General features: G+C 34.6%; 24 protein-coding genes, 1 tRNA gene and 1 other RNA gene. 12 read left to right on the top strand and 14 right to left on the bottom strand.

Annotated features, from left to right (window positions below):
* Nucleotides 1-157: 157 nt before the first annotated feature.
* From AAGD93_RS01505 to AAGD93_RS01515, 3 genes are all read right to left on the bottom strand, one after another.
* On the bottom strand, nt 158-706 hold the full coding sequence (locus AAGD93_RS01505; protein ID WP_341819638.1) for a hypothetical protein: 549 nt from the start codon (nt 704-706) through the stop codon (nt 158-160).
* Nucleotides 707-858: 152 nt separating this feature from the next.
* Nucleotides 859-2,982, bottom strand: coding sequence for an FtsK/SpoIIIE family DNA translocase (locus AAGD93_RS01510; protein WP_341819639.1), 2,124 nt, complete (start codon nt 2,980-2,982; stop codon nt 859-861).
* Nucleotides 2,983-3,261, bottom strand: a complete 279-nt coding sequence (locus AAGD93_RS01515) for a YggT family protein (protein ID WP_006279515.1) — start codon at nt 3,259-3,261, stop codon at nt 2,983-2,985. It abuts the gene before it with no gap.
* Between the two features lie 100 nt (nt 3,262-3,361).
* Between AAGD93_RS01515 and AAGD93_RS01520 the strand changes: the two genes are divergently transcribed.
* Nucleotides 3,362-4,221 (top strand): IS630 family transposase gene (locus tag AAGD93_RS01520; protein WP_264705388.1). Its coding sequence is split into 2 segments (ribosomal slippage): nt 3,362-3,686 and nt 3,686-4,221, totalling 861 coding nucleotides; the frame shifts between segments, so codons are not numbered across the junction.
* A gap of 162 nt (nt 4,222-4,383) precedes the next feature.
* Here AAGD93_RS01520 and AAGD93_RS01525 read toward each other — a convergent pair.
* The 9 genes from AAGD93_RS01525 to AAGD93_RS01565 all read right to left on the bottom strand — a co-directional run bounded on the left by AAGD93_RS01525 (nt 4,384) and on the right by AAGD93_RS01565 (nt 9,745).
* Nucleotides 4,384-4,659: a type II toxin-antitoxin system RelE/ParE family toxin gene (locus AAGD93_RS01525; RefSeq protein ID WP_341819640.1), complete on the bottom strand. Its 276-nt coding sequence runs from the start codon at nt 4,657-4,659 to the stop codon at nt 4,384-4,386.
* Nucleotides 4,650-4,871, bottom strand: a complete 222-nt coding sequence (locus AAGD93_RS01530; RefSeq protein ID WP_006279415.1) for a hypothetical protein — start codon at nt 4,869-4,871, stop codon at nt 4,650-4,652. The genes AAGD93_RS01525 and AAGD93_RS01530 overlap by 10 nt, the downstream gene beginning before the upstream one ends.
* A 105-nt stretch (nt 4,872-4,976) precedes the next feature.
* Entirely contained in the window at nt 4,977-5,282 is a 306-nt protein-coding gene (locus AAGD93_RS01535; protein WP_310732675.1) for a type II toxin-antitoxin system RelE family toxin, read from the bottom strand.
* Nucleotides 5,251-5,469 carry a hypothetical protein gene (locus AAGD93_RS01540; protein ID WP_006279413.1) on the bottom strand — a complete coding sequence of 73 codons (219 nt, stop codon included), beginning with the start codon at nt 5,467-5,469 and terminating at the stop codon, nt 5,251-5,253. The genes AAGD93_RS01535 and AAGD93_RS01540 overlap by 32 nt, the downstream gene beginning before the upstream one ends.
* A gap of 200 nt (nt 5,470-5,669) precedes the next feature.
* On the bottom strand, nt 5,670-6,107 hold the full coding sequence (locus AAGD93_RS01545; RefSeq protein WP_341819641.1) for a ClpXP protease specificity-enhancing factor SspB: 438 nt from the start codon (nt 6,105-6,107) through the stop codon (nt 5,670-5,672).
* Between the two features lie 22 nt (nt 6,108-6,129).
* Nucleotides 6,130-6,467: a transfer-messenger RNA gene (gene ssrA, locus AAGD93_RS01550) on the bottom strand.
* 124 nt (nt 6,468-6,591) lie between these two features.
* Nucleotides 6,592-7,182 carry a CvpA family protein gene (locus AAGD93_RS01555; protein ID WP_341819642.1) on the bottom strand — a complete coding sequence of 197 codons (591 nt, stop codon included), beginning with the start codon at nt 7,180-7,182 and terminating at the stop codon, nt 6,592-6,594.
* A gap of 57 nt (nt 7,183-7,239) precedes the next feature.
* A complete protein-coding gene (locus tag AAGD93_RS01560; protein WP_264702741.1) occupies nt 7,240-7,836 on the bottom strand; it encodes a riboflavin synthase in 597 nt (198 codons plus the stop codon).
* A gap of 181 nt (nt 7,837-8,017) precedes the next feature.
* Nucleotides 8,018-9,745: a hypothetical protein gene (locus AAGD93_RS01565; RefSeq protein WP_341819643.1), complete on the bottom strand. Its 1,728-nt coding sequence runs from the start codon at nt 9,743-9,745 to the stop codon at nt 8,018-8,020.
* Between the two features lie 146 nt (nt 9,746-9,891).
* On the opposite strand from AAGD93_RS01565, the gene pheS reads away from it, so the two are divergent.
* From pheS to ruvC, 10 genes are all read left to right on the top strand, one after another.
* Nucleotides 9,892-10,935: a phenylalanine--tRNA ligase subunit alpha gene (gene pheS, locus AAGD93_RS01570; protein WP_341819644.1), complete on the top strand. Its 1,044-nt coding sequence runs from the start codon at nt 9,892-9,894 to the stop codon at nt 10,933-10,935.
* Nucleotides 10,936-12,228, top strand: a complete 1,293-nt coding sequence (gene glmU, locus AAGD93_RS01575) for a bifunctional UDP-N-acetylglucosamine diphosphorylase/glucosamine-1-phosphate N-acetyltransferase GlmU (protein ID WP_341819645.1) — start codon at nt 10,936-10,938, stop codon at nt 12,226-12,228.
* An 896-nt stretch (nt 12,229-13,124) separates the two neighbouring features.
* Nucleotides 13,125-13,427 carry a 50S ribosomal protein L21 gene (rplU, locus tag AAGD93_RS01580; protein ID WP_341819646.1) on the top strand — a complete coding sequence of 101 codons (303 nt, stop codon included), beginning with the start codon at nt 13,125-13,127 and terminating at the stop codon, nt 13,425-13,427.
* 10 nt (nt 13,428-13,437) lie between these two features.
* Nucleotides 13,438-13,707: a 50S ribosomal protein L27 gene (rpmA, locus tag AAGD93_RS01585; protein WP_038249057.1), complete on the top strand. Its 270-nt coding sequence runs from the start codon at nt 13,438-13,440 to the stop codon at nt 13,705-13,707.
* Nucleotides 13,708-13,716: 9 nt separating this feature from the next.
* Nucleotides 13,717-13,793: transfer RNA gene (locus AAGD93_RS01590), tRNA-Ile, on the top strand.
* A 57-nt stretch (nt 13,794-13,850) separates the two neighbouring features.
* Nucleotides 13,851-15,023 carry a methionine adenosyltransferase gene (gene metK / locus AAGD93_RS01595; RefSeq protein WP_341819647.1) on the top strand — a complete coding sequence of 391 codons (1,173 nt, stop codon included), beginning with the start codon at nt 13,851-13,853 and terminating at the stop codon, nt 15,021-15,023.
* Nucleotides 15,024-15,148: 125 nt separating this feature from the next.
* Nucleotides 15,149-15,823 (top strand): TenA family protein, encoded by a 675-nt coding sequence (locus AAGD93_RS01600; RefSeq protein WP_341819648.1) that lies wholly within the window; start codon nt 15,149-15,151, stop codon nt 15,821-15,823.
* A gap of 44 nt (nt 15,824-15,867) precedes the next feature.
* On the top strand, nt 15,868-16,527 hold the full coding sequence (locus tag AAGD93_RS01605) for a TenA family transcriptional regulator (protein WP_341819649.1): 660 nt from the start codon (nt 15,868-15,870) through the stop codon (nt 16,525-16,527).
* A gap of 47 nt (nt 16,528-16,574) precedes the next feature.
* Entirely contained in the window at nt 16,575-17,402 is an 828-nt protein-coding gene (locus tag AAGD93_RS01610) for a cytochrome c oxidase subunit 3 (RefSeq protein ID WP_341819650.1), read from the top strand.
* Complete coding sequence (gene ruvC / locus AAGD93_RS01615; protein ID WP_038199503.1) at nt 17,403-17,891, top strand: crossover junction endodeoxyribonuclease RuvC; 489 nt, start codon at nt 17,403-17,405, stop codon at nt 17,889-17,891.
* Between the two features lie 44 nt (nt 17,892-17,935).
* On the opposite strand, the gene ruvX is transcribed toward ruvC, so the two are convergent.
* Nucleotides 17,936-18,403 (bottom strand): Holliday junction resolvase RuvX, encoded by a 468-nt coding sequence (gene ruvX / locus AAGD93_RS01620; RefSeq protein WP_010082183.1) that lies wholly within the window; start codon nt 18,401-18,403, stop codon nt 17,936-17,938.
* 302 nt (nt 18,404-18,705) lie between these two features.
* Nucleotides 18,706-18,891, bottom strand: coding sequence for a hypothetical protein (locus AAGD93_RS01625; protein WP_138264918.1), 186 nt, complete (start codon nt 18,889-18,891; stop codon nt 18,706-18,708).
* Between the two features lie 689 nt (nt 18,892-19,580).
* On the opposite strand from AAGD93_RS01625, the gene gatB reads away from it, so the two are divergent.
* On the top strand, nt 19,581-21,011 hold the full coding sequence (gene gatB / locus AAGD93_RS01630) for an Asp-tRNA(Asn)/Glu-tRNA(Gln) amidotransferase subunit GatB (RefSeq protein WP_341819651.1): 1,431 nt from the start codon (nt 19,581-19,583) through the stop codon (nt 21,009-21,011).
* The last annotated feature ends 3 nt before the right edge of the window (nt 21,012-21,014 follow it).

The following is a 21,014-nucleotide window of genomic DNA, read 5'->3' on the forward strand; positions in this document are numbered from 1 at the left end:
TTAACAAACTTTAAGTAAACCAGAATCTTTACTAACTTTACAATACAAATATTTTTCTAAAAAGTGATATATTTACTATCAAAAACCTACATAGGCTGAGAGAAGAGTAAGGTGTTACAAGTTGCGTAACACCTTCTCGAGAAGAGTGTTATGCAACTTAGTTTGGCATTTGTATACGCCCCTTTTCAGTGCCATCGGTGGTATCTACATAATCAAGTTTTGCTTTTGGTGTATCTTGATCAAGCGAGTTCTTTTCTTTCTCCCTCTCAAGCTTAACTCCCTGATAGATACAGAATGCAACAAAAGAAGTTATCGCTATTGCGGCAACAGCAGTGGCTATGGTACAAATTAGTAGTGTTTTTTCTTGTTCTCCTACTGCTTCTGTGAGTGTTTCCACTTTTTCTTGCAGGCCGTTTAAGTGCTCTTGCATACCTTGAAACTGCTCAGTACCAATCTTTTCTTTTAATGCACTAAATACCTCTTCAAACTGTTTAGCATCAATCTTTTGAGCTTCTTGCCATTCTTTTAATGCACTAAATACCTCTTCAAACTGTTTAGCATCAATCTTTTGAGCTTCTTGCCATTCTTTTAATGCACTAAATACCTCTTCAAACTTCTCAGCATCAATCTGTTGAAGTTTTTCTAGTGTTTTTATTGTCGATTCATTAGAACCGAATAACAAATCATGAAACCAATTTGTTGACATTTTTACCCCCTAGCTAATTAATATATTACTATTGTACGTTCTTAGTACTTAAATTAGTATTAAATCAACTGTTATTATGTATTGATCTTTTAATAATTTTGTTTGACTTGCTTTTTGAGGGTGTAGAAACTTAAGTTAAGAAAGAAGCCCTGTTATTCAACCAATATCTCTCTCTTTCCTGAGTAATTTGGAGAGCTGACAATACCTTCTTTTTCCATTCTTTCAACAATATTTGCAGCTCTGTTATAGCCTATTCTAAGTTGTCGCTGAATGTAACTGGTTGAAACTTTTTGATCTCTTTGAATGATGGCCACTGCTTGATTGTAGAGGTCGTTTTCTTCATCCTCTGTTTCACCTTCTGATTCCACAGAAGAATTTTCATCTTCTTTGGTGATTTCCTCCATATAATTTGGCTCACCTTGCATTTTTAGATGATCAACTATATCTTGCACCTCATTATCACTTACAAATGGGCCGTGAACTCGAATGATCTTACCACCAGAGGCCATATAGAGCATGTCACCCATGCCGAGCAATTGTTCAGCCCCTTGTTCGCCAAGTATTGTACGGCTATCTATCTTAGAAGTAACAGCAAAACTGATTCTCGTTGGAAAGTTCGCCTTTATCACACCTGTGATCACATCCACAGATGGGCGTTGTGTTGCCATTATGATGTGTATTCCTGCAGCACGAGCCATCTGAGCTAAGCGTTGAATAGAGCACTCTATTTCTTTGCCGGCAACAAGCATCAAATCTGCCATTTCATCCACGATCACTACAATATATGGAAATGTTTCCATCTTGATTGGTATTTTTTCAAACAGAGGTTTGCCTGTTGTTGAGTTAAAGCCAATCTGCACAACGCGCTCCAATTCTATTCCACTATTCATCGCTTCTGTGATTTTTTGATTATAGTTTATAACATTGCGTACATTCAAATACGACATCATGCGATAGCGGTTTTCCATTTCTTTCACTATCCACTTAAGAGCGACTACAGCCTTTTTTGGCTCTGTTACTACTGGCGTTATTAGATGTGGTATTGCATCATATATTGAAAGCTCAAGCATTTTGGGGTCGATCATTATCATCTTGCATTCGTCAGGACTTAATCGATAAACGAGTGAAAGAATCATAGTGTTAATCGCAACTGATTTACCAGACCCTGTGGTTCCAGCAACGAGCAAGTGAGGCATTTTAGTTAGATCTGCAATAACTGGTTTTCCACTTATTTCTTTGCCAAGCGCAATTGGAAGATTTAAGTTTGCATTTTGGTATTCTGGTGATTCAAGCAAATCACGCAGCATTACAATTTCCCGTTCCTTGTTCGGCAACTCTATTCCCATAGCATTTTGCCCACGAATTATTGAAATACGTGCAGAGAGTGCACTCATCGAACGTGCAATGTCATCTGCAAGGCCAATTACTCTTGCAGATTTCGTACCAGCTTGTGGTTCAAGTTTGTATAAAGTCACAACCGGCCCATAGCATACACTGATAATTTTTCCTTGCACGCCAAAATCACTCAGGACTTGTTCCAGCAGAGATAAATTTTTATTGCTCTCCATTTCATTCAGCTGTTTTCTCTGCAAAGACTCCTCTGCTTTGGAAAGTAAATGAATGCTTGGAAATTCGAACTCACTGGAAGGTTTAAAAATTTCTTCGGTAGCTTTTTTCTGTCTTTCTTTTGGTTGTTGTTTAGTAGTGATTTTAGTTTTATGTTTTTCTTCTACTACTAATGGTGCAACTGAATATTCAGCAGTTTTATGTGATCTGAAGAATGGAACATTTACAAATAAGCAAGCTATTTTTTTACATAAGAAGAATAGAGAGTAAATTGTTCTCTTCCAACCAACAGATCCTACAAGACCTATTAATGTTACTATCACAAATACATAAAACGGGCAGTTATTAACGAGTGCATTCCCTATTATTCCACTGTGTCTGTACCTTGCTGTGATGCCTAGCGAAAGTTGTGGTAATATAGCAGATACCCCTAAATTGATTAATATTAAATAGAGAATTTTCAGCAGTATTTTTGCTGGCCTGAAGATCAACAAGTAAACTATGGTTGTAGCTATTGTAACACTAGTTAATCCAAGAAATTGAACCAATATATCAGCTAAATATGAACCTACTATTCCACCTAAATTTGTCACTTCCTCATTTGTAGCCGTGTTTAAGGAAGGATCTTTATAGTTATAGCTAAAAACTGATATATATATATATATTAAAAGGGATAGATATATTGCTGATTTTAGATATTTTTTTAACATCTACCTAAAGTAGTAAGCTACTGTATATTTTACAAAGTGAATTGTTATTAGCAATATCATTATAGATAAATCTAATCCGTTGAACGGTGGTATATATCTTCTAATAATCTTTAGTGGTGGATATGTCAATTGGTTCAAGATGTGCATTATGCTACTGACAGTTTCATTATATATGTTCACCATATTAAGTTTAACCAGCCAGTTTAGGACAACCCAACATATTAGAATGAAGCTATAAAGATCAAGTAACGTATTGAGTAGATATATGATTGGATGCATACATATCTATTACACGAAAGTTATATAAAAGACAAGTATAGCTCTTTCCATAAAAGTCCGGATGTGATAGGATAAGGATAGATGATGATAAGGAGGTTGAATGCCAGCAGCATATAGTTATGATTTAAGAAAAAAAGCAATGGAAGCGCTAGACGAAGGAGAAAGCAGAGAAACAGTGGCAGCAAGATTTAAGATTGGACGAACTACTTTATGGGAGTGGCAGCAAAGAAGAAAAGAAACAGGAGACTTTCAATCAAAAAAACTTGGAAATGGGGGTTACAATCACAAAATTACCGACTGGGATACCTTTGCCAAATTTGCCAGAGAACACGGAGGAAAGACTCTATCGGAAATGGCTAAACTTTGGAACAACGTTAGTATCCAAACGATCTATCGAGCCCTTAAAAAAATTGGATTTACGCGCAAAAAAAGACATATGGATACAAGGAAAGAAACGAAGAAAAACGTGCTGAATTTTTGAAAATTATAGCGACAAAAGAACCTAAAAACTTAGTGTATATAGATGAGTCTGGCATTGATAACACCGAAGACTACCCCTACGGATATTGCCAGAAAGGACAGCGGTTTTATGCCTTAAAATCTGGAAAGAAAACTCAACGAATCAGTATGGTTGCAGCCTTAAGTGGAAGAAAGATAGTTGTTCCGTTAACCTTTGAAGGCCACTGTAATATGGATGTTTTTAATGGATGGTTTGAGCAATTTTTGACACCGATCTTGGAACCTGGACAGACTGTCATTCTTGACAATGCTACTTTTCATAAGTCTGATAAGATTATCGAGCTTGCTAAAGGGGTTGGTGCAGAAATTTTGTATCTGCCGCCTTATTCTCCAGATTTCAACAAAATTGAGCATCATTGGTTTGCTATAAAAAACAGAGCCAGGAAAAACATTCCTCTATTCGAATCCTTTCGTCGTGCTGTTGATTCTGCCTTCCTATGACCTGTTCGGACTATTATGAGAAATGCTATATTTAGCCTTTTCAAACTCAAAATGTTGTTTTTGCTGAACCAAAAAAACTTCATTTTTTGAGCTGCGCAAAGCCACCTAAAGTAGAGAATGGACAAGGAAGGAGGGGTGTATAATATATATTAATGTTGATATTTATTTCTTATAAATATCATCTCTATGTCCTATCTCTGTGATAGTTACTATATGATCTAATTGATTTACTCTGTAAATTACACAATAGTCACCAACTCTTAGCCTTCTACGTCCTTTTAAGTTATGATGTAGTGGTTCACCAAAATTTATTGGGTCAACTGTAAGACGTTCTTTTATAGCCTTTTGAACTCTTAGCCTTATTGTCTTTGGAAGGTTTGGTAAATCTTTTTCAACAACACTCTTTAGAGACTTAACCTTGTAACGCTCTAATCCCACTTAATATCTTCAAAATCAACTGTTTCTGCACCTTCAACATCACGCTCATCAGAAATTTTAGATACTAAAAAATCCTCCATTTCAAGCTCAACTGCTTCTCTAAATAGTTTTCCTGCTAATTCTTGAACGGGCTGTTTAGTAAATTCAGATAATTCAGCAAGATGCTTTAAAGTTTCTTCGCTAAGAGCTATGTTAATGCCTGAATTTGCCATATGTTTTACCAAAGTCCACTAATAATTATACAACATTTTTTTTAATTTTTCAATAAAGAAAGGAAGGAAGGAAGGAGGGCTGTATAAAAATATATTTAATGTTTATCAAGTAGCCTTCTCATAAATGGTGTCTCTATGTCCTGCTGTAGCAACAAATACCTTATGTTTTGCAATATTTACAGTATAAATAATTCGATAATCACTAACCCTTATTCTTCTATACCCTTTTAGCCTGCCACGTAATGGTTTACCAAATTTAATTGGATCAGTTGTAAGCCGCTCGTTTATCGCTTTTGTAATCCTTGATCTTATTGTTTTTGGAAGATTTAGAAAATCTCTTTCAGTAAAGTTTTTTGAGTAGACAATATCGTATTTCAGTTTATGTCCTCTCCCTTTCAGATAGTACTGTATTCCAGTCTACATCCTCACATTCCTTAATAGTTTTATATAACGCAATATCTTCTACTTCGCACTCGATTCCTTCGATGACTAACCTTTTTGCTAGTTCTTGAACGGATTCCTTGGTGATTTCAGCTAACTTAGTAAGGTTATGTGAAGTTTTTGGGTCAAAAGTTATACTAATTCCTGAATCTGTCATATGTTTTACCAAAGTCTACTAATAATTATACAACATTTTTCTGAATTTTTCAATAAAGGAAGTTGATGATATGTAAGAAAAATTTTGCCACCTGCGTTAATAAATAATTAAAGATTTAGCATATTTATCTACCCTCTATTCTATTACTTAAGTTAGACCACTTTTTTCTATTAATATTTTTTGTTTATAAAGATGAGCAGTTACTCATCACGCAGTTGATCTATGGATATAATACTACCGTTTGATAGTTTTTCAGTACATTTTTCACTTTTGTATTCTTTATCAGAGTCGATACTGATTTTGTCAAATATTAAAACATCTCCTGAAATTTTATCACGAAACTCACTAATAGCAAAAAACGGTATAGTAATTCGCTCTTGTTTTCCTTGAAAACTCAAACTGATGCTAAATTTATCCTCAGAAACTTTTAAATCATAGAATTGATGCTGTAATATAATAAGCATTTGAGTAGGGTATGACTTTTTCAAACGATCTGGCATGGTCACACCATTAAAATATGTGAAAAATAATATTTCTAAGTCAGGGATAAAACCATTACCTGATATAACATCTAAAGTCTTTTTGATAACTTGAAACTTAGCAGAATTAAGCAGTTTTTTGTAATCTGTTTGCTCCATATAACTTTCACATACGTAAATTTTGGGGGAACTTCTGTTACCCGGCGTTCCCTGAACCGTGCTTTAGTAATAAATTGGTTGTGCTAAATTAAGCAGCAACACAACATTCATTACTACCAGCAGCAAAGTTATCGTTTGCATTTAAATTATGAACTCTTAGCGGTGGTGTCTAACCGAGCAAAGCTACCATCTTTACTATGCATGTCGATCCTTATTCGTCCCCGTATAAATTAAAAAACATGGTGGAGACGCCGAGTACTGCCCTCGGGTCCAATACACCTATTACAAGGTAATTTTATTGCTATAGTACACAAAATGTACATAGCTATTATATAGCAACATTAAATAAATGTCAAGATATTATGACCTTAAGTTGATTTATTGCTAAAACAAAATTAATATTTCCAGTAAAAAATTCTGTGCTCTTAACCTGACACATATGGCTTTTTGAATACTCCCAATGAAAATATTTATAAATAAATATTTACTCTTCTTTTTTATTGTTTTTAGGTTTTTCTTGATCAACCATTTCTCCACCGATCTCTTTTATTTTTAGTATCAACGACTCTGGTACATATATGTCAATTACTTCTTCTGCTGTCACAAATAAAGCCTGATAAGAGTGTGAATTTATTATCCAATTAGGCAATATGTCTTCTGCTTCTATTTTATACTCTCCCTCTTTTTTGTCATATACTGTGTAGCAATATAAGTGCACAGCAAAAAATAATACATAAGAGAGCAATATTCCTTTAAGCACTCCGAGAAAGATTCCAGTAACTCTATCGATAAACCCCAACCTTATGGGTGATAATATGTACATTAGCCAGTTATTTATTATCATGAATATAAGATTAAGTATAATAAATACAGAGATTGTAGAAAGTATGTTTAGTGTAACTTTAGAATCAAAATATTTACTATAATTTGGAGTGAAAAAATCATAGTGATTAGCTGTCAGAAAGACCGATAAAAATAGAAACATTAGTGCGCATAGCTCTTTTATAAAGCCTCTAGTTACCGAGATTATTACGCATAGAACAACAATGAAGATAATTAGGCTATCGAAAAGCATGTTTTATATCTATATGGTTTTCAAGATATAATAGTTGTAAATAACAAGGTTGTAAAATTAATTGTATTTATGCTGCATCAATTGATCTAAATACCTAGCGATCATGTCAATTTCTAAATTCAAATAATCATTTACTTTGTTGTACTGAAAAGTTGTATTTTCCCATGTATAGGGAGTGATATTTACTGTAAATTCCTGATTAATAACTGAATTCACTGTGAGGGAAACCCCATCTAGTGTAACGGAGCTTTTTTTTGCAACAAATTTAATTAATTCTTGTGGGCACGATAGTTTGATTTCATGAGAATCTAAATTTTGATTAATTGTTAAAATTTTTACTATCCCATCAACATGACCCTGAACCAGGTGGCCATCGATCTTATCGCTTAATCTCATTGCTTGTTCGAGATTTATTTTTTTTCCTATTCTCCACGTATTTAAGTTAGCAACCTTCATAGTTTCTTGAGATGCTTGGACTGTAAATGTATCGCTCATTATATCAACAACAGTTAAACACACACCAGAGCAAGCTATTGAATCTCCTTTATTTATAGAGGATAAATTTTGTGTCTTGATATGGAAAATTTGATCAGAGTTGGAGTGAGTGGTAGTATCAGTTATAGTCCCGATATCTGTGATAATTCCTTTAAACATATGGTGAAAATAAATAATTTTACCATGAAAAATTTTTTACAACAACTTATTTCTATTTTGTTATAGTTAAAGTAATTCTGGTTTACCGACAATTTAAAAAACGACAAATTCGTCATCCCGCTACGTGTTAGCGGGATCTAGAGATACCGTGACGGTATGACGTAGGAAAACTGAGCCTGCACTAGCTATAGGCGCGAGAAAGGGGATCGTTTTCACTTACTTGTTCAATAGATTCTATAGAATATTCAGAATATATGAAATAAGCCAAACTCAGAACACATAATGCAGTTAATATTGGTAACCCTATGTTCAATGCTAGCCCAATACTTTCTCTTTTTTCTGGTGGCACTAATCCTTTTAACATTGACACTTTTCCTAACGGAAAATGCCATAAGCAAAGTGTTGATGCAGATGCTACTATTATAAATAGACAAAAATAAGCCTTTTTTGAGGAAAATACAGTTTTTAATGATGATTTGAGTGTAATGTTAGTAGGTGGTAGAGTTTTAGCTTCATTTGTTGCTGGTGAAAGATCTTTAATTGGTAAAGGGTTTGTAGATTTATGAGGAGTATTTTCATGTTGTGGAGAAGGTTGTTGTATATAAACACCTGAAACTAATTTAAGCAATTGCTCTTTTTTTCTATATGCTTGTTTTTGTAAATATTCTTTACCTAAAAGTGAGTTACTAAGAGGTTGTGGCCTTTCGAGTATCTGTAATATTTCTGATATTTCGCCTGGCTCTAATATTGCATGTAATTGTTTATCTTGAAAGTAAACAATATTGAATACTGAGCTGAAAATATTGCAAAATGTTTCTGGATCTTGATTTTTGTATCCACTCATCACTTCAATAAATATTTTATCGAGTTTTTTCCCCCTGTGCTCAATTTGGTTATCTATCATAGCTACTCTAGCATCATTTCGTGCTTGTTTTATGGTAGATTGTTTTTCTTCTTCTGGTAGTTCTTGAGATTGCTTTTTCGATTTTTTTCTATTAGCTTTAAAATACTCTGTGTGCGAAGTAGTTTGACCTACATTCTGTTCTGCTTCTTGAGGTATTGGATTTTCTATACTACCCCCTGTCATCCGAGTAGCTTGACTACTTGGATCCATGTTTCTTTTTTCCTGGTCAAGCGCTGGAATGACATCAAATAGTATATTGTTGCTCTGTATAGAAAATTTTGGCAATTGTTGGGAAAAGAATTGTGACGTATTAAAAAGATTGGGCAGACAGAAAAAAGATCTAAACCAGAAAACGTTTTCATGCATTACAGCAACTGCTATCGAAGCGCGTGTAACTTGTTTTCCATTATTTGTTACATCGAAGCCAAATGAGCCTGTAACTGGTACGATTTGTCTATTTTGTGCATTTTTTTGGTTAGCTTCACTCTGTTCTTTTTTGTCTTCATTTTCAGTTTTTTCTGCATGTTGTAGCTTTTCATTTAGAAATAACTCGATTTGGTGCAAGTTGTCCAGGTTAATGTTTTCAACGTCTGTTTGTAGCGTTATCGTTGTGCCCTGCAGAAGGATTTGAGGCGGAGCATTATTTACGAATTCTTCTACAGTTTTATAACTGTTAGTTTTACAGTAGTTATTATATAGTTCACTGCTTTCTTTGGGCACTTTTATGTTTGCTGTAAAATTTTTTTCCCGGGAAAGGCAGATTTTGAAAAAATTAATTAAAGAGTTTATTCGAAATAATCTTATATTAAAGGTGTCTTTATCTGTTGCTGTTAGCTCAAATGAAAATTCTTGTATATTACTTTCAATACTTCTCGAGCGAATAGTACTGATCTTAATTGTTTCGCTAGAAAATGCTTTACTTATGTTTTTGGATTTTTCCTTAAAGAGCTTAGGTAAATCCTCTATTTTATACTTATTCTTAGTTTCAGTGTTACTGTTGTGCATAGTTGATACAGCAAATTCATCAACGTAAAGGTAAATAAAAAAGATTAATTAGTCAATAAGTTAATAATTAGAATAGGGCAATTTTTCGGATTGTTGATGATATTTAAAATTTCACTATAATGAAAGTTTAAGCCAGCGTTTTTAAGATGAATAAAGAGTTATTAGATGACATACTTTCACTTGAAGATAAAGCAGTTTCCGAAATTGAGAATGCTTCTTCTTTGCAAGATTTAGAAAAAGTTAGGCTATTATATTTGGGAAAAAAGGGTGTAGTTAGAGCTTATTTTGATAACTTAAAAAAGATAGAAAATGCAGAGAAAAAGCGTGATTTAGGCGCAGTTATTAACGCTTTACGTGATAAGATAGATCATCTTATCATGAATAGGGAAAATGTACTAAAAACAGAAGAAGTTAACTTTAAATTGCAGAACGAGGCAGTTGATATTACGTTGCCCGTTAGACCAGAAAAAATTGGCAAGATCCATCCACTCAGTAAAGTTATAAATGAAGTAAAGCTTATTTTTGCACATATGGGTTTTAAAGCAGTTGATGGCCCTGACATTGAAGATGAATTTCATGTATTTGATGCACTGAATACTCCAAGTCATCATCCTGCGCGAGAGGAGCAAGATACCTTCTACTTAAAGAATAAAATAAACGATAAAAGAATGGTACTGCGCACTCACACCTCATCTGTACAGATTAGAACCATGGAAAAAACAAAAAATTTCCCAATTAAAATAGTAGCCGCAGGTAGAGTATACAGAAATGACTTTGATGCAACTCATACTCCTATGTTTCACCAGATAGAAGGGTTATATGTCGATGAAAACGTCAATATGGGCCAGTTAAAATTTACTATTCATCACTTCCTTAATAAGTTTTTTGGAGATAAAGGGCTGAAGATACGTTTTCGTAATAGTTTTTTCCCTTTTACCGAGCCTTCTGCAGAAGTGGACATAAGTTATAAAGGTAGTAAATGGATAGAAGTACTGGGATGCGGTATGACGCATCCAAATGTATTTCAAAATGTTGGAATAGACCATACTAAATACAACGGTTTTGCGTTTGGCATTGGTATAGAAAGGCTTGCAATGCTAAAATATCAAATTAGCGACTTGAGGAGCTTTTATGACAACAAAATCAGCTGGCTTGATCATTATGGTTTTCATTTTTCATCTTTAAGATAAGTGATAAATAAAGCTCATACTTTTATCATACTTGCTGCCGGGCATGGCAGGCGGATGAATTCAGATTTGCCTAAGGTCCTACACAAAATAGGCAGTTTTTCCATGCTCCAGCATATCATTTACAATGCAAAACAGCTAAATCCTGAAAACATAGCTGTTGTAGTTGATCTGCCTTTAATTGAAAGACTAAAGTGCTTTAAGGATATACAGTTAATTACACAAGAATTAACACTTGGCACTGGAGATGCAGTCAAAACTGCAATGAGAAACCTAAGAGAATTGCCAGATTCAAGCATAGTTGTTGTGCAGTATGGGGATACTCCGCTCATAAAAAGCAGCACAATAACTAAAATGATTAGTTATTTAGAAGGCAAGGCTCTAGTTTGCCTAGGTTTTAGGACAAGCAATAAAGAATACGGTAGGTTAATTATTGAGAATGGTTCCTTAAGAGAAATCGTAGAAGCAAAGAGTGATAAAAATAATCATGAAGAATTTCTTGCCAATGCTGGAATAATGGTGGCATGTGCAAAGAATTTACGTGAATTGGTGGAGAAAATAGAGTGCAATAGCTCAACTCATGAATATTATTTGACTGATATAGTTTCTATTGCAGTGAAGAGTAATTTAAATGTCGGTTACGTTATTACCGGTGGAGAAGAGGCAACTGGAATAAATAACAGAAATGACCTTATAAAAGCTGAATTTTACTTTCAAGAAAATAAAAGAAAAGTTTTTACCGACTCCGGAGTAACGCTTGTTGCACCAGAGACTGTTTTCTTTTCTCTTGATACGCAAATTGCCAGAGATTCAGTTATTTACCCATATGTTTTTTTCGGTACTGGAGTGAAAATAGAGTCTGGTGCGAAAATACTGCCATTTTCGCATTTAGAAAACTGCTTAATTAAAAGTAATGCTGAGGTCGGTCCATTTACCAGAATACGCGGAAACACAACAATTGGTAATAAGGCAAAAATAGGAAATTTTGTGGAAGTGAAAACAAGTGAAGTTGGTCAAAACACTAGAATAAAACACTTAAGTTATATAGGAAATGCTAAAGTAGGGCAGGAGAGTAATATAGGAGCAGGCACTATTGTTTGTAATTATGATGGGAAAAATAAACATGAAACGAATATAGGGAGCAATTGCTTTGTTGGCGCCAATAGCTCACTAATTGCGCCGCTTAATATTCATGATGAATCTGTAATTGCAGCAGGTAGTGTTATAGTTGAGGATGTACCAGAAAAAAGCCTTGCAATAGCAAGGGAAAAGCAGGTGATTAAGAGAATAAAGTAATTCGCTGTAATTATATTAGACTTCTTGCATTACCTCCCAGGCCACAACTGTCATTCAATAGAAACAAAAAAAATTGCTTTACAAACTTCGCCAGCCCCCTTATTATAGTATTAAGGGTATTTTTGACTCAAAACTTGTTTTTGATCTGCGCAGGTTCAATGACAAAATTCAGTAAAAAACTCAGGGTATCTTTTGGCGGATTACATAAAATTATAGCTGCTGCATGTCTTTTAAATTTTTTCTACATTCGGCCAAACCGCGCTTAAACTAAGCGTCAGTACATTATTATAGCGCCAATTTAAAGTATTAGAGGGTCAAAACCAGCACCACGGGGTTTCTTTTGCCTTTTTTTTCATTTGGTAAATTTCTTAAATATTTATGACTAAACGACAACCGTCATCCCGCTGCTTGTGAGCGGGATCTAGAGATACCGCGAATGAATCGCGGTATGAAGGTTAAGTATCCCGCTACGTGTTAACGGATGAGATACCGCGAATGAATCGCAGTATGACGTAGAGTTAGCGTTAGCCATAACACAACACTTTTATACTCACCAACTCAGTATCCAACCTGGATCCCAGTGTCTGGGCACTGGGATGACAGGAGAAGGAGGCTACTTAGATGACAGGAAGAGAAGGCTACTTGGATGGCAGGGAGGGGCTACTTGAATGACGGTTCTTATCGTCGGTAAACTTAGAGCTATAATAACTATTTGCCTTTTTTCTGCTTAGGTTATGCAAGAAGTCTACTGTCTGAGAAAAAGTAGATAAAGGGTGAAGAAAGATAGAAGTGTTTAGATAGCTCAAAAAGAACGTTAAGTCATGCTTTTTATTTATATTGACAGCGTATATGACATCGTTTACGATTAAAGTTAATAACAATAATTTATATTTATCATGTTTGCAGTAATTGAGACTGGTGGAAAGCAATATTTAGTAAAAGAAGGTAGTATAATAAAGGTAGAGAAGTTAGAAGCTGAAGAAAAAAAAGAGGTGGAAATCAATAAGGTGATTTGTATTTCAAATAATGGCTTATCTTATTCATCTAATGTTACTGTTAAAGCTGAAGTGTTGGAGCAGTGCAGGGGGGAAAAAATTATAATCTTTAAGAAGAAAAGAAGAAAAAATTACCGTAGGAAAACTGGTCATAGGCAGTATATAACTGTTCTTCGTATAAATGAAATTAGTCTTCAAAAGTAAGAGGTAAGATATGGCAACTAAAAAATCAGGTGGTAGTTCCTGTAATGGTAGAGATTCAGCGGGTCGTAGGTTAGGAATAAAGAAGAATGGGAAGGTTATTCCTGGTAACATAATTGTGCGCCAAAGAGGCACAAAATTCCATCCTGGGAAGAATGTTGGTATAGGTAAAGATCATACGATTTTTGCCAAAGTAGAAGGCTGGGTCAGTTTTAGAAGGTCAGCAAATAAAAAGACTTTTATTGATATCGTGCCTACAGATAATATGAAAGCTTCAGCTTGAATAAATCATGGGTCTGTAGCTCAGGTGGTTAGAGCGCACGCCTGATAAGCGTGAGGTCGGAGGTTCAACTCTTCCCAGACCCACCATTTAGTAGTTACTAACTGTGTTTTGTATAGCGGTTTTGATATTGTATAAGCAAAAACATGAGTTTGTATAAAAATTTAGTAACCAGTGAATCAGTTGCGGCTGGTCATCCAGATAAAGTAGCAGATCAAATTTCAGATGCAATACTTGATAAATACCTTTTTACTGATCCTTTTGCGCGAGCTGCAATAGAGACTTTAGTCACCAAAGATAACGTTATTATAGCTGGGGAAGTGTTTGGGCCTAACATTAAGAATAGCAAGATTAAAAGTATTGTACGGAATACAATAAAAGATATTGGTTATGAGCATGATGGTTTCCACTGGAAAAAAGTGAAGGTAAATATATTGCTGCATGAGCAATCAAATGACATTGCAATAGGGTTGGATCAAGGTGCTGGGGATCAGGGCATAATGTATGGCTATGCAACAATAGAGACAGAAAACCTTATGCCGGCACCCATTTTTTATGCACACTCGATTCTGAAAAATATCATGAGTGCAGTTAAAGAAGCAAAACTTGGTCCAGATGCAAAGTCACAAATCACTTTGGCATATGAGAATAACCTTCCAGTACGTGCTGAAAGTATTATTGTCTCAATACAGCACCCTGAGGATTTGGATCAATCAAAAGTAAAAGAAATAATTTACCCTTACATAGTTTCATCTTTACCTGAAGGATGGATGTGTTCTGAGGAAAATCTCTTAGTCAATCCAACTGGTAGATTTGTTATTGGTGGACCAGTTGGTGACTGTGGATTAACCGGACGAAAAATTATGGTTGATACTTATGGAGGTTATATTCCACACGGTGGAGGGGCATTTTCCGGAAAAGATGCAACTAAAGTTGATAGATCTGCGGCTTATATGGCAAGATACCTTGCTAAAAATATTGTCTTTGCAGGTTTGGCTGAACGTTGTCTTGTACAGCTTTCTTATGCAATTGGTGTATCAAAACCTACTTCATTCTATATTGATACATTTGGTGCGAATAAGGTAGAGGAAAGAGTAATTAAAAAGTTTATTGAGAATAATATAGATTTATCAACAAAAGGCATAATCAAGCATTTATCGCTTAATTGCCCTATATATAAACGTACAGCCTGTTATGGACATTTTGGTAAAGAGTCAGAAAGTGACGGTGGATTTTCTTGGGAAAGCATAAACTTGTCTGCTGATCTTCGTAGAGAATTCAATATAGAAGGTAATAGTAAAATTTCTTTAGATTGCTAAAATTTTTGATTTATAGCCTCATATTTATATACTAGCTTATTGTTGAAGTATAATTGCTTTTTCATAATAATTATACTATATTAGTGATAATTATTATATTCAGTTTTTATTGTGAGGTTCGTGTAATGTATAATGACATAAAAGAAGAATTCTGTAGCGTAGCTATAAAAGAATCATCTGATCTTGTTGATAGAATAGAAGAACATCCTTTCTATGTTGAATTGATGAATGGCAAATTAAGTTATAAGAAGTTCAAGTTCTACGTTCAACAGACTTTTTTATGTTTAGTGGATTGCACTCGTGCTTTTTTAATTATTGCAGCTAGAGCTAATGATATTGAAATAATGGATAAATTAACCTTTATAGCTCGTAAAATATTCGGTATGCGAAGTCTATGTGAGGAGCAGTTTACAGAATGTAACTCATCCGATAACCACAAAAGATCGAAATCTAGTTCTGCCTTTATTGATTTCTTCATGCGTGCTGCATACCATAATTCAGTAGCTGAAGGCTTGGCAGCTTTTTATCCATGTTTTGGTATGTGTCAGATTACCTTTCAACATACGGTAAAAGATAGCGTTCCTTCAGACAATAAGTATAAAAAATGGATTGATCTCTATAATGCTAATATAGTGGATAACATAGCTGATACTATAACTGAGATTGTGAATAAGCTGTATAGAGAATCTAGTAATAAGGAGAAGAAAAAGATGCTCGAGTTTTTTCGTAACGGATTAGAACTTGAGGTAATATTCTGGGATGAGATGTATTACTCTAATATGTCTAGCAAAGAATATTAACAGCGGATTATTTACGTTAACTTGATCTTTTATCGGTAACTACAGTGTTCAGTGGCATAATTAGGAGCTGTTACGGGTCAAATCTTTTAAAGGATATAATTGAGCATTCTTTTAATGTTGAGTTAGCGAATAACACCCTAAATATAGAGAACTTCAAATTCTATGCTCAACAAAAGACGTTGTTCTTAGGTGATTATATTCGTACCACCTTAATTACTGCATCCAGAATGGAAGATTATAGTAGTATTATCTCGCTTGCTGAAGTAGCCCAAAGAGTAGTGACTGTTAATAGAATGCTATATGACTACTACTTTACTATGTACGGTATAAGTTGCGGAAAGAAATCTCTTGAGTGTTTTAATTTCACTAATTTCCTTTTATCCATCTCGTATAGTAATACCTATGAGGCTATGACGGTTTTGTATTCTTGCATGTTTATATACGAGACTGTCGTTGATAGCATGAAAAATAGATTCAAGAAAAATAATAGATATAGGGATTGGTTTGATTTTTGTTACAGTGATTCAGTAAAGTCTGGATGCATTATTTTAGAAAATATTGTTGATGGATATTGCAGCAAAGCAAGAGAAAATGAAAAGAGCAGAATGCTTGAGTTGTTTAGAATAACTGCACAATTTGTGTTAGATTTTTTGAACGGTGCATATAATTTTTCAAGATTCAATCAATTTCCTAAGGAACATTGACAATTTTAAGCTAATTTGTATCCTTAATAAGTATTTTTTAAAATGCTATGAAAAGTAAAGAACATGATTTTCATTTAGTGGATCCAAGCCCTTGGCCAATTGCTATATCAGCAGCAATTCTTATTCTTGCACTTGGATTAGTTGGCGCGCTTCATAAACAAATTTTCGGAGTGTTTTGTTTAGTTTTGGGAATCTTTGCAGTATCAGGGGTGCTGTTTTATTGGTGGAGAGATGTAATAAGGGAGGCCATTTATGACAAATGTCACACTGCCATTGTAAAACATGGACTCAAATTTGCAATGTACTTATTTATTCTCTCGGAGGTCGTATTTTTTATAGTGTTCTTTTGTTCATTCTTTAAAGCCTGGCTTGATCCAGTTTTTTTATTTGAGGGGTTTTCTCCTGCAAAAAAAGTTGAATGGCCCCCTGAGGGAATTTTGCCACCTGATCCGTGGTCACTACCGTTCATGAATACGTTAATATTATTGCTTTCTGGTACAACAATTACTTGGGCAAATCACTCTTTACTTAAAAATGATAAAAAGAGCATGATTAAAATGCTGTCCATAACTATATTGCTTGGAGTTTTTTTTATAATAGTGCAAGCAATAGAGTATCATGAAGCGAGTTTTTCTCTACAAGAAACAGGAGAAAAGCTTATTTATACATCCAATTTTTATATGATTACCGGTTTTCACTGCGCACACGTTATAATAGGAATAATATTTTTATCAGTGTGTTTATTTAGAGCACGGAAAGGCCAATTTACACTTCAGGACCATTTGTGCTTTGAGTTTGCCTCCTGGTATTGGCACTTTGTAGATGTAGTCTGGATATTTTTATTTTTGTTTGTCTATTGGTTAAGCGTTTATTAAGTGGTTAAAATAATAGGTCTAGATCCAGGAATAAGCAAGACTGGGTGGGCCATTATCAGCCTGAACGAAAAAAATAATATTGAATTTTTGGGCGGCGGTACCATATCAACTGATGGTAAATTGGGTACAGGTGAACGCCTACATATAATTTTTGAACAATTAAAGAAAGTAATTTCCCTATACTCTCCTAATGAAGCTGCGGTGGAGAAAATTTTTGTTAATAAAAATCCTAAATCTTCACTAACTTTAGGATATGCAAGAGGGGTTGTAATTTTAGCGTTAAAAATAACAAAGCTAACTATGAATGAATATGATGCAAACTATGTAAAAAAAAGCATTACCGGAAATGGCCATGCTGATAAGGATCAGATTATATTTATGGTGAAGCAAATAGTTAAAAATTTGAGTATAAAATGCCACCATGCTGCTGACGCTCTTGCTGTAGCAATTTGTCATGCTTATACGAAAGGTTCTTGTTTTGTTGAGTAACTTTTATATGGGATTCAGTTTGAAGATTTCCAGATCTGGAAAAACTATTTGATTGTATTTATCTTGTCTAACGTTCGTTGCAAAATAATACATGCGGAGATTTTATCATCTATTTTTTTCGATTTTGTGATTGATATTCCAGTAATTTTTAGTGTATGAGTTGCGATAGATGTTGAGAAGCTTTCGTCTTGTAAGTATATATTTACTTTATATTTTTTTATTATTTTATTTGCGAATTGGATTATAGTTTTACACCATTTAGTTTCTTGCTCGTCCATTTTTAATGGTAGTCCTATTACCATTGATCCAGATTCATTTTCTTTGAATATTCTATGCAGATAACCTAAATCTTTGCTCATATTTTTTCTGTGATATATGCTATGAGCTGTGGCTATGAGCTGTGTTTTATCGCTAAATGCTATGCCTATTTGCTTTTCTCCCATGTCAAGGCACATTATGCGCTTATCTTTTGGAATAGACTTTAGAAACTCATCTGGATTTCTATGTAGCATCTATTAGACTTCCTTTAAAGTGACCTTACCAAAAAAGTGGAGAGAAAGTTAAGAAAATTTTTTACAAAAAGAATAATGAATCAAATTGCTCAGGAATGCAATAGACTTCTTGCATAACCCAAACTAAGTAGAAAAAGGTATCATCTAAGTAGCTGACACTGGTTTCCATCCAAAAGGGCAGTGCCCCTATGATGTCATTCCAGTGCTTGACACTGGAATCCAGACTTTAATTGTTATACTTGTAAATAAGTCTGGTGAGAATAAACGTTCATCTCAAAATGCAGTATTTTTGTTGAAATAGCTCAACTGGATTCCAGCGTCACGCGCTGGAATGACACCTTTGTGTTTGCATAGCTGTACGAACATTGTGATTTGAGAGCAATCTCCACAAGGGAGGATGTCATTCCAGTGCCCAGACACTGGAATCCAGGAAAAAGAATGGTGTCATCCAAGTAGCTGACACTGGGATCCAGAAGACTTAATTTCAACCAAGTGACTGCATAATAAAGGCTGGATCCCAGTGCTTGGCACTGGAATGACAGCAATCCTACGTCATACCGCGATTCATTCGCGGTATCTCGGCCGCTAACAAGTAGCGGGATGACGGTTATCGTTTAGCTATAAATATTTAAGAAACTTACCAAATAAAAAAAAAGGCAAAAGAAGCCCTAGTCGTTGTCTATTTTCAGTATTGGCGTTTTTTAAGTCTTAAACACTGCAATTTAGCTGCTTTTAAATGCAACTCACCTTAGTTTGAATGTTTAAGAAATTTACTAAGCAGAAAAAAAGGCAAAAGAAATCCCGTATTAGCTAGTTGTCACTCTCTAATCCTGCAAATTGGCGTACTATACTGTCTTAAACTACTTATAAGCGTATTTCAGCTTGTGTAGGTAAAAACCCAGAAATTTGATAAAGACATAAGGTGCACATAGTGCAAAAAATTAAACATGAGACGCCAAATACATTGAGTTTTTTTGTCATTTAATCTGTACAGAGAAGATAAATAAATAGCTTCAGTTTCATGATAAAGGGGCTGGCGAAGGGTGTCAAGTAAGTTTTGCATTTAATCTGTTTCTATGGGTAGAACAATCTGCATACCACTTAGCTAACATGAGTTTTGTTTTGACTTTTTGTGCTAATTTTGCAGAATATTAAGATTATCATTTAAATAAAATACATGACGAAAGAGGATTGGGAAGCGGTAATTGGGCTTGAGGTACACGCTCAAGTTTCTTCTAATACGAAGCTATTTTCTAGCTCATCAACGGAATTTGGTGCTGAGCATAACACTCAAGTTTCTCTAGTTGATGCGGCAATGCCAGGTACGCTGCCAATACTAAATTATTACTGCATAGAGCAAGCAATACGCACTGGTCTTGCACTTTCTGCAGAAATTAATAAGTATTCTTACTTTGATCGGAAAAATTATTTTTATCCTGATTTACCGCAAGGGTACCAGATAACCCAGTTTTTTGAGCCAATAGTTAAAAATGGTAGAGTATTTATCAACGATAATGAAAAAGAAATAAGAATCGCGAGAATTCATTTAGAGCAAGATGCAGGAAAGAGCGTTCATGAGGAAAGCAGAACTTATGTAGATTTAAATCGTGCAGGGGTTGCTTTAATGGAAATTGTTTCAGAACCAGATCTCCGTTCATCTGCGGAAGCTGCAGAATGCATGAAAAGATTGAGGCAGATTTTGCGTTATATTGGTTCGTGTGATGGTGATATGGAAAAGGGATCACTTCGTTGTGATGCAAATGTTTCTGTCCGCCTAAAAGGCAGTAGCACATTTGGCACTCGTTGTGAGATAAAAAATCTGAACTCGATACGTTATATTGTGCAAGCTATAGACTATGAAATACAAAGACAAATTGAAATTTTAGAAAGTGGGGAAGAAATAAGTCAAGATACCTTATTGTTTGATGTTGCTTCGGGAAAAACAAAAGTGATGCGAAACAAAGAAGATGCAAGCGACTATAGATACTTCCCTGAGCCTGATTTATTACCTGTTGAGGTAAGCCAGGATAAAATCGATTCTATTAAATCATCTTTGCCCGAGTTGCCAGATCAAAAAAAGCTGCGATACATTGAGGAATTGGGTATCAACGAATACGATGCAAACGTCATTACTTCCGATAAAGCAATTGCTGATTATTTTGAGGAGTTAATAAAAAAACATGATTCAAAGCTCGCGGTTACCTGGTTAACTGTAGAGCTTTTTGGTCGTTTAAATAAAGCAGGTATTGATATTGCGAGCTCTCCAATCAAAGCGGATGCTTTGTCCGAACTCTTAGATTTTATCGTTGATGGAACGATCTCTGCTAAACTTGGCAAACAAGTATTCGATAGTATGTTTGAAACTGGCAAACCTGCATCTTTAATTATAAAAGAGCAGGACCTAAAACAGATCACAGATAAAGGTCAAATAGCAGAAGTTATCGACAAAATCATCAATAACAACCAAGATAAAGTTCAAGAATACAAAAGCGGTAAAACAAAGTTATACGGATTCTTTGTCGGCGAAGTTATGAAACTTACCAAAGGAAAAGCCAGCCCTGATGTGGTGAATTCAATTTTGAGTGAAAAGTTAGATAAGGTGCCCTAAGGT

This window comes from Wolbachia endosymbiont (group A) of Brachyopa scutellaris (assembly GCF_964026995.1).
GTDB lineage: Bacteria > Pseudomonadota > Alphaproteobacteria > Rickettsiales > Anaplasmataceae > Wolbachia > Wolbachia pipientis.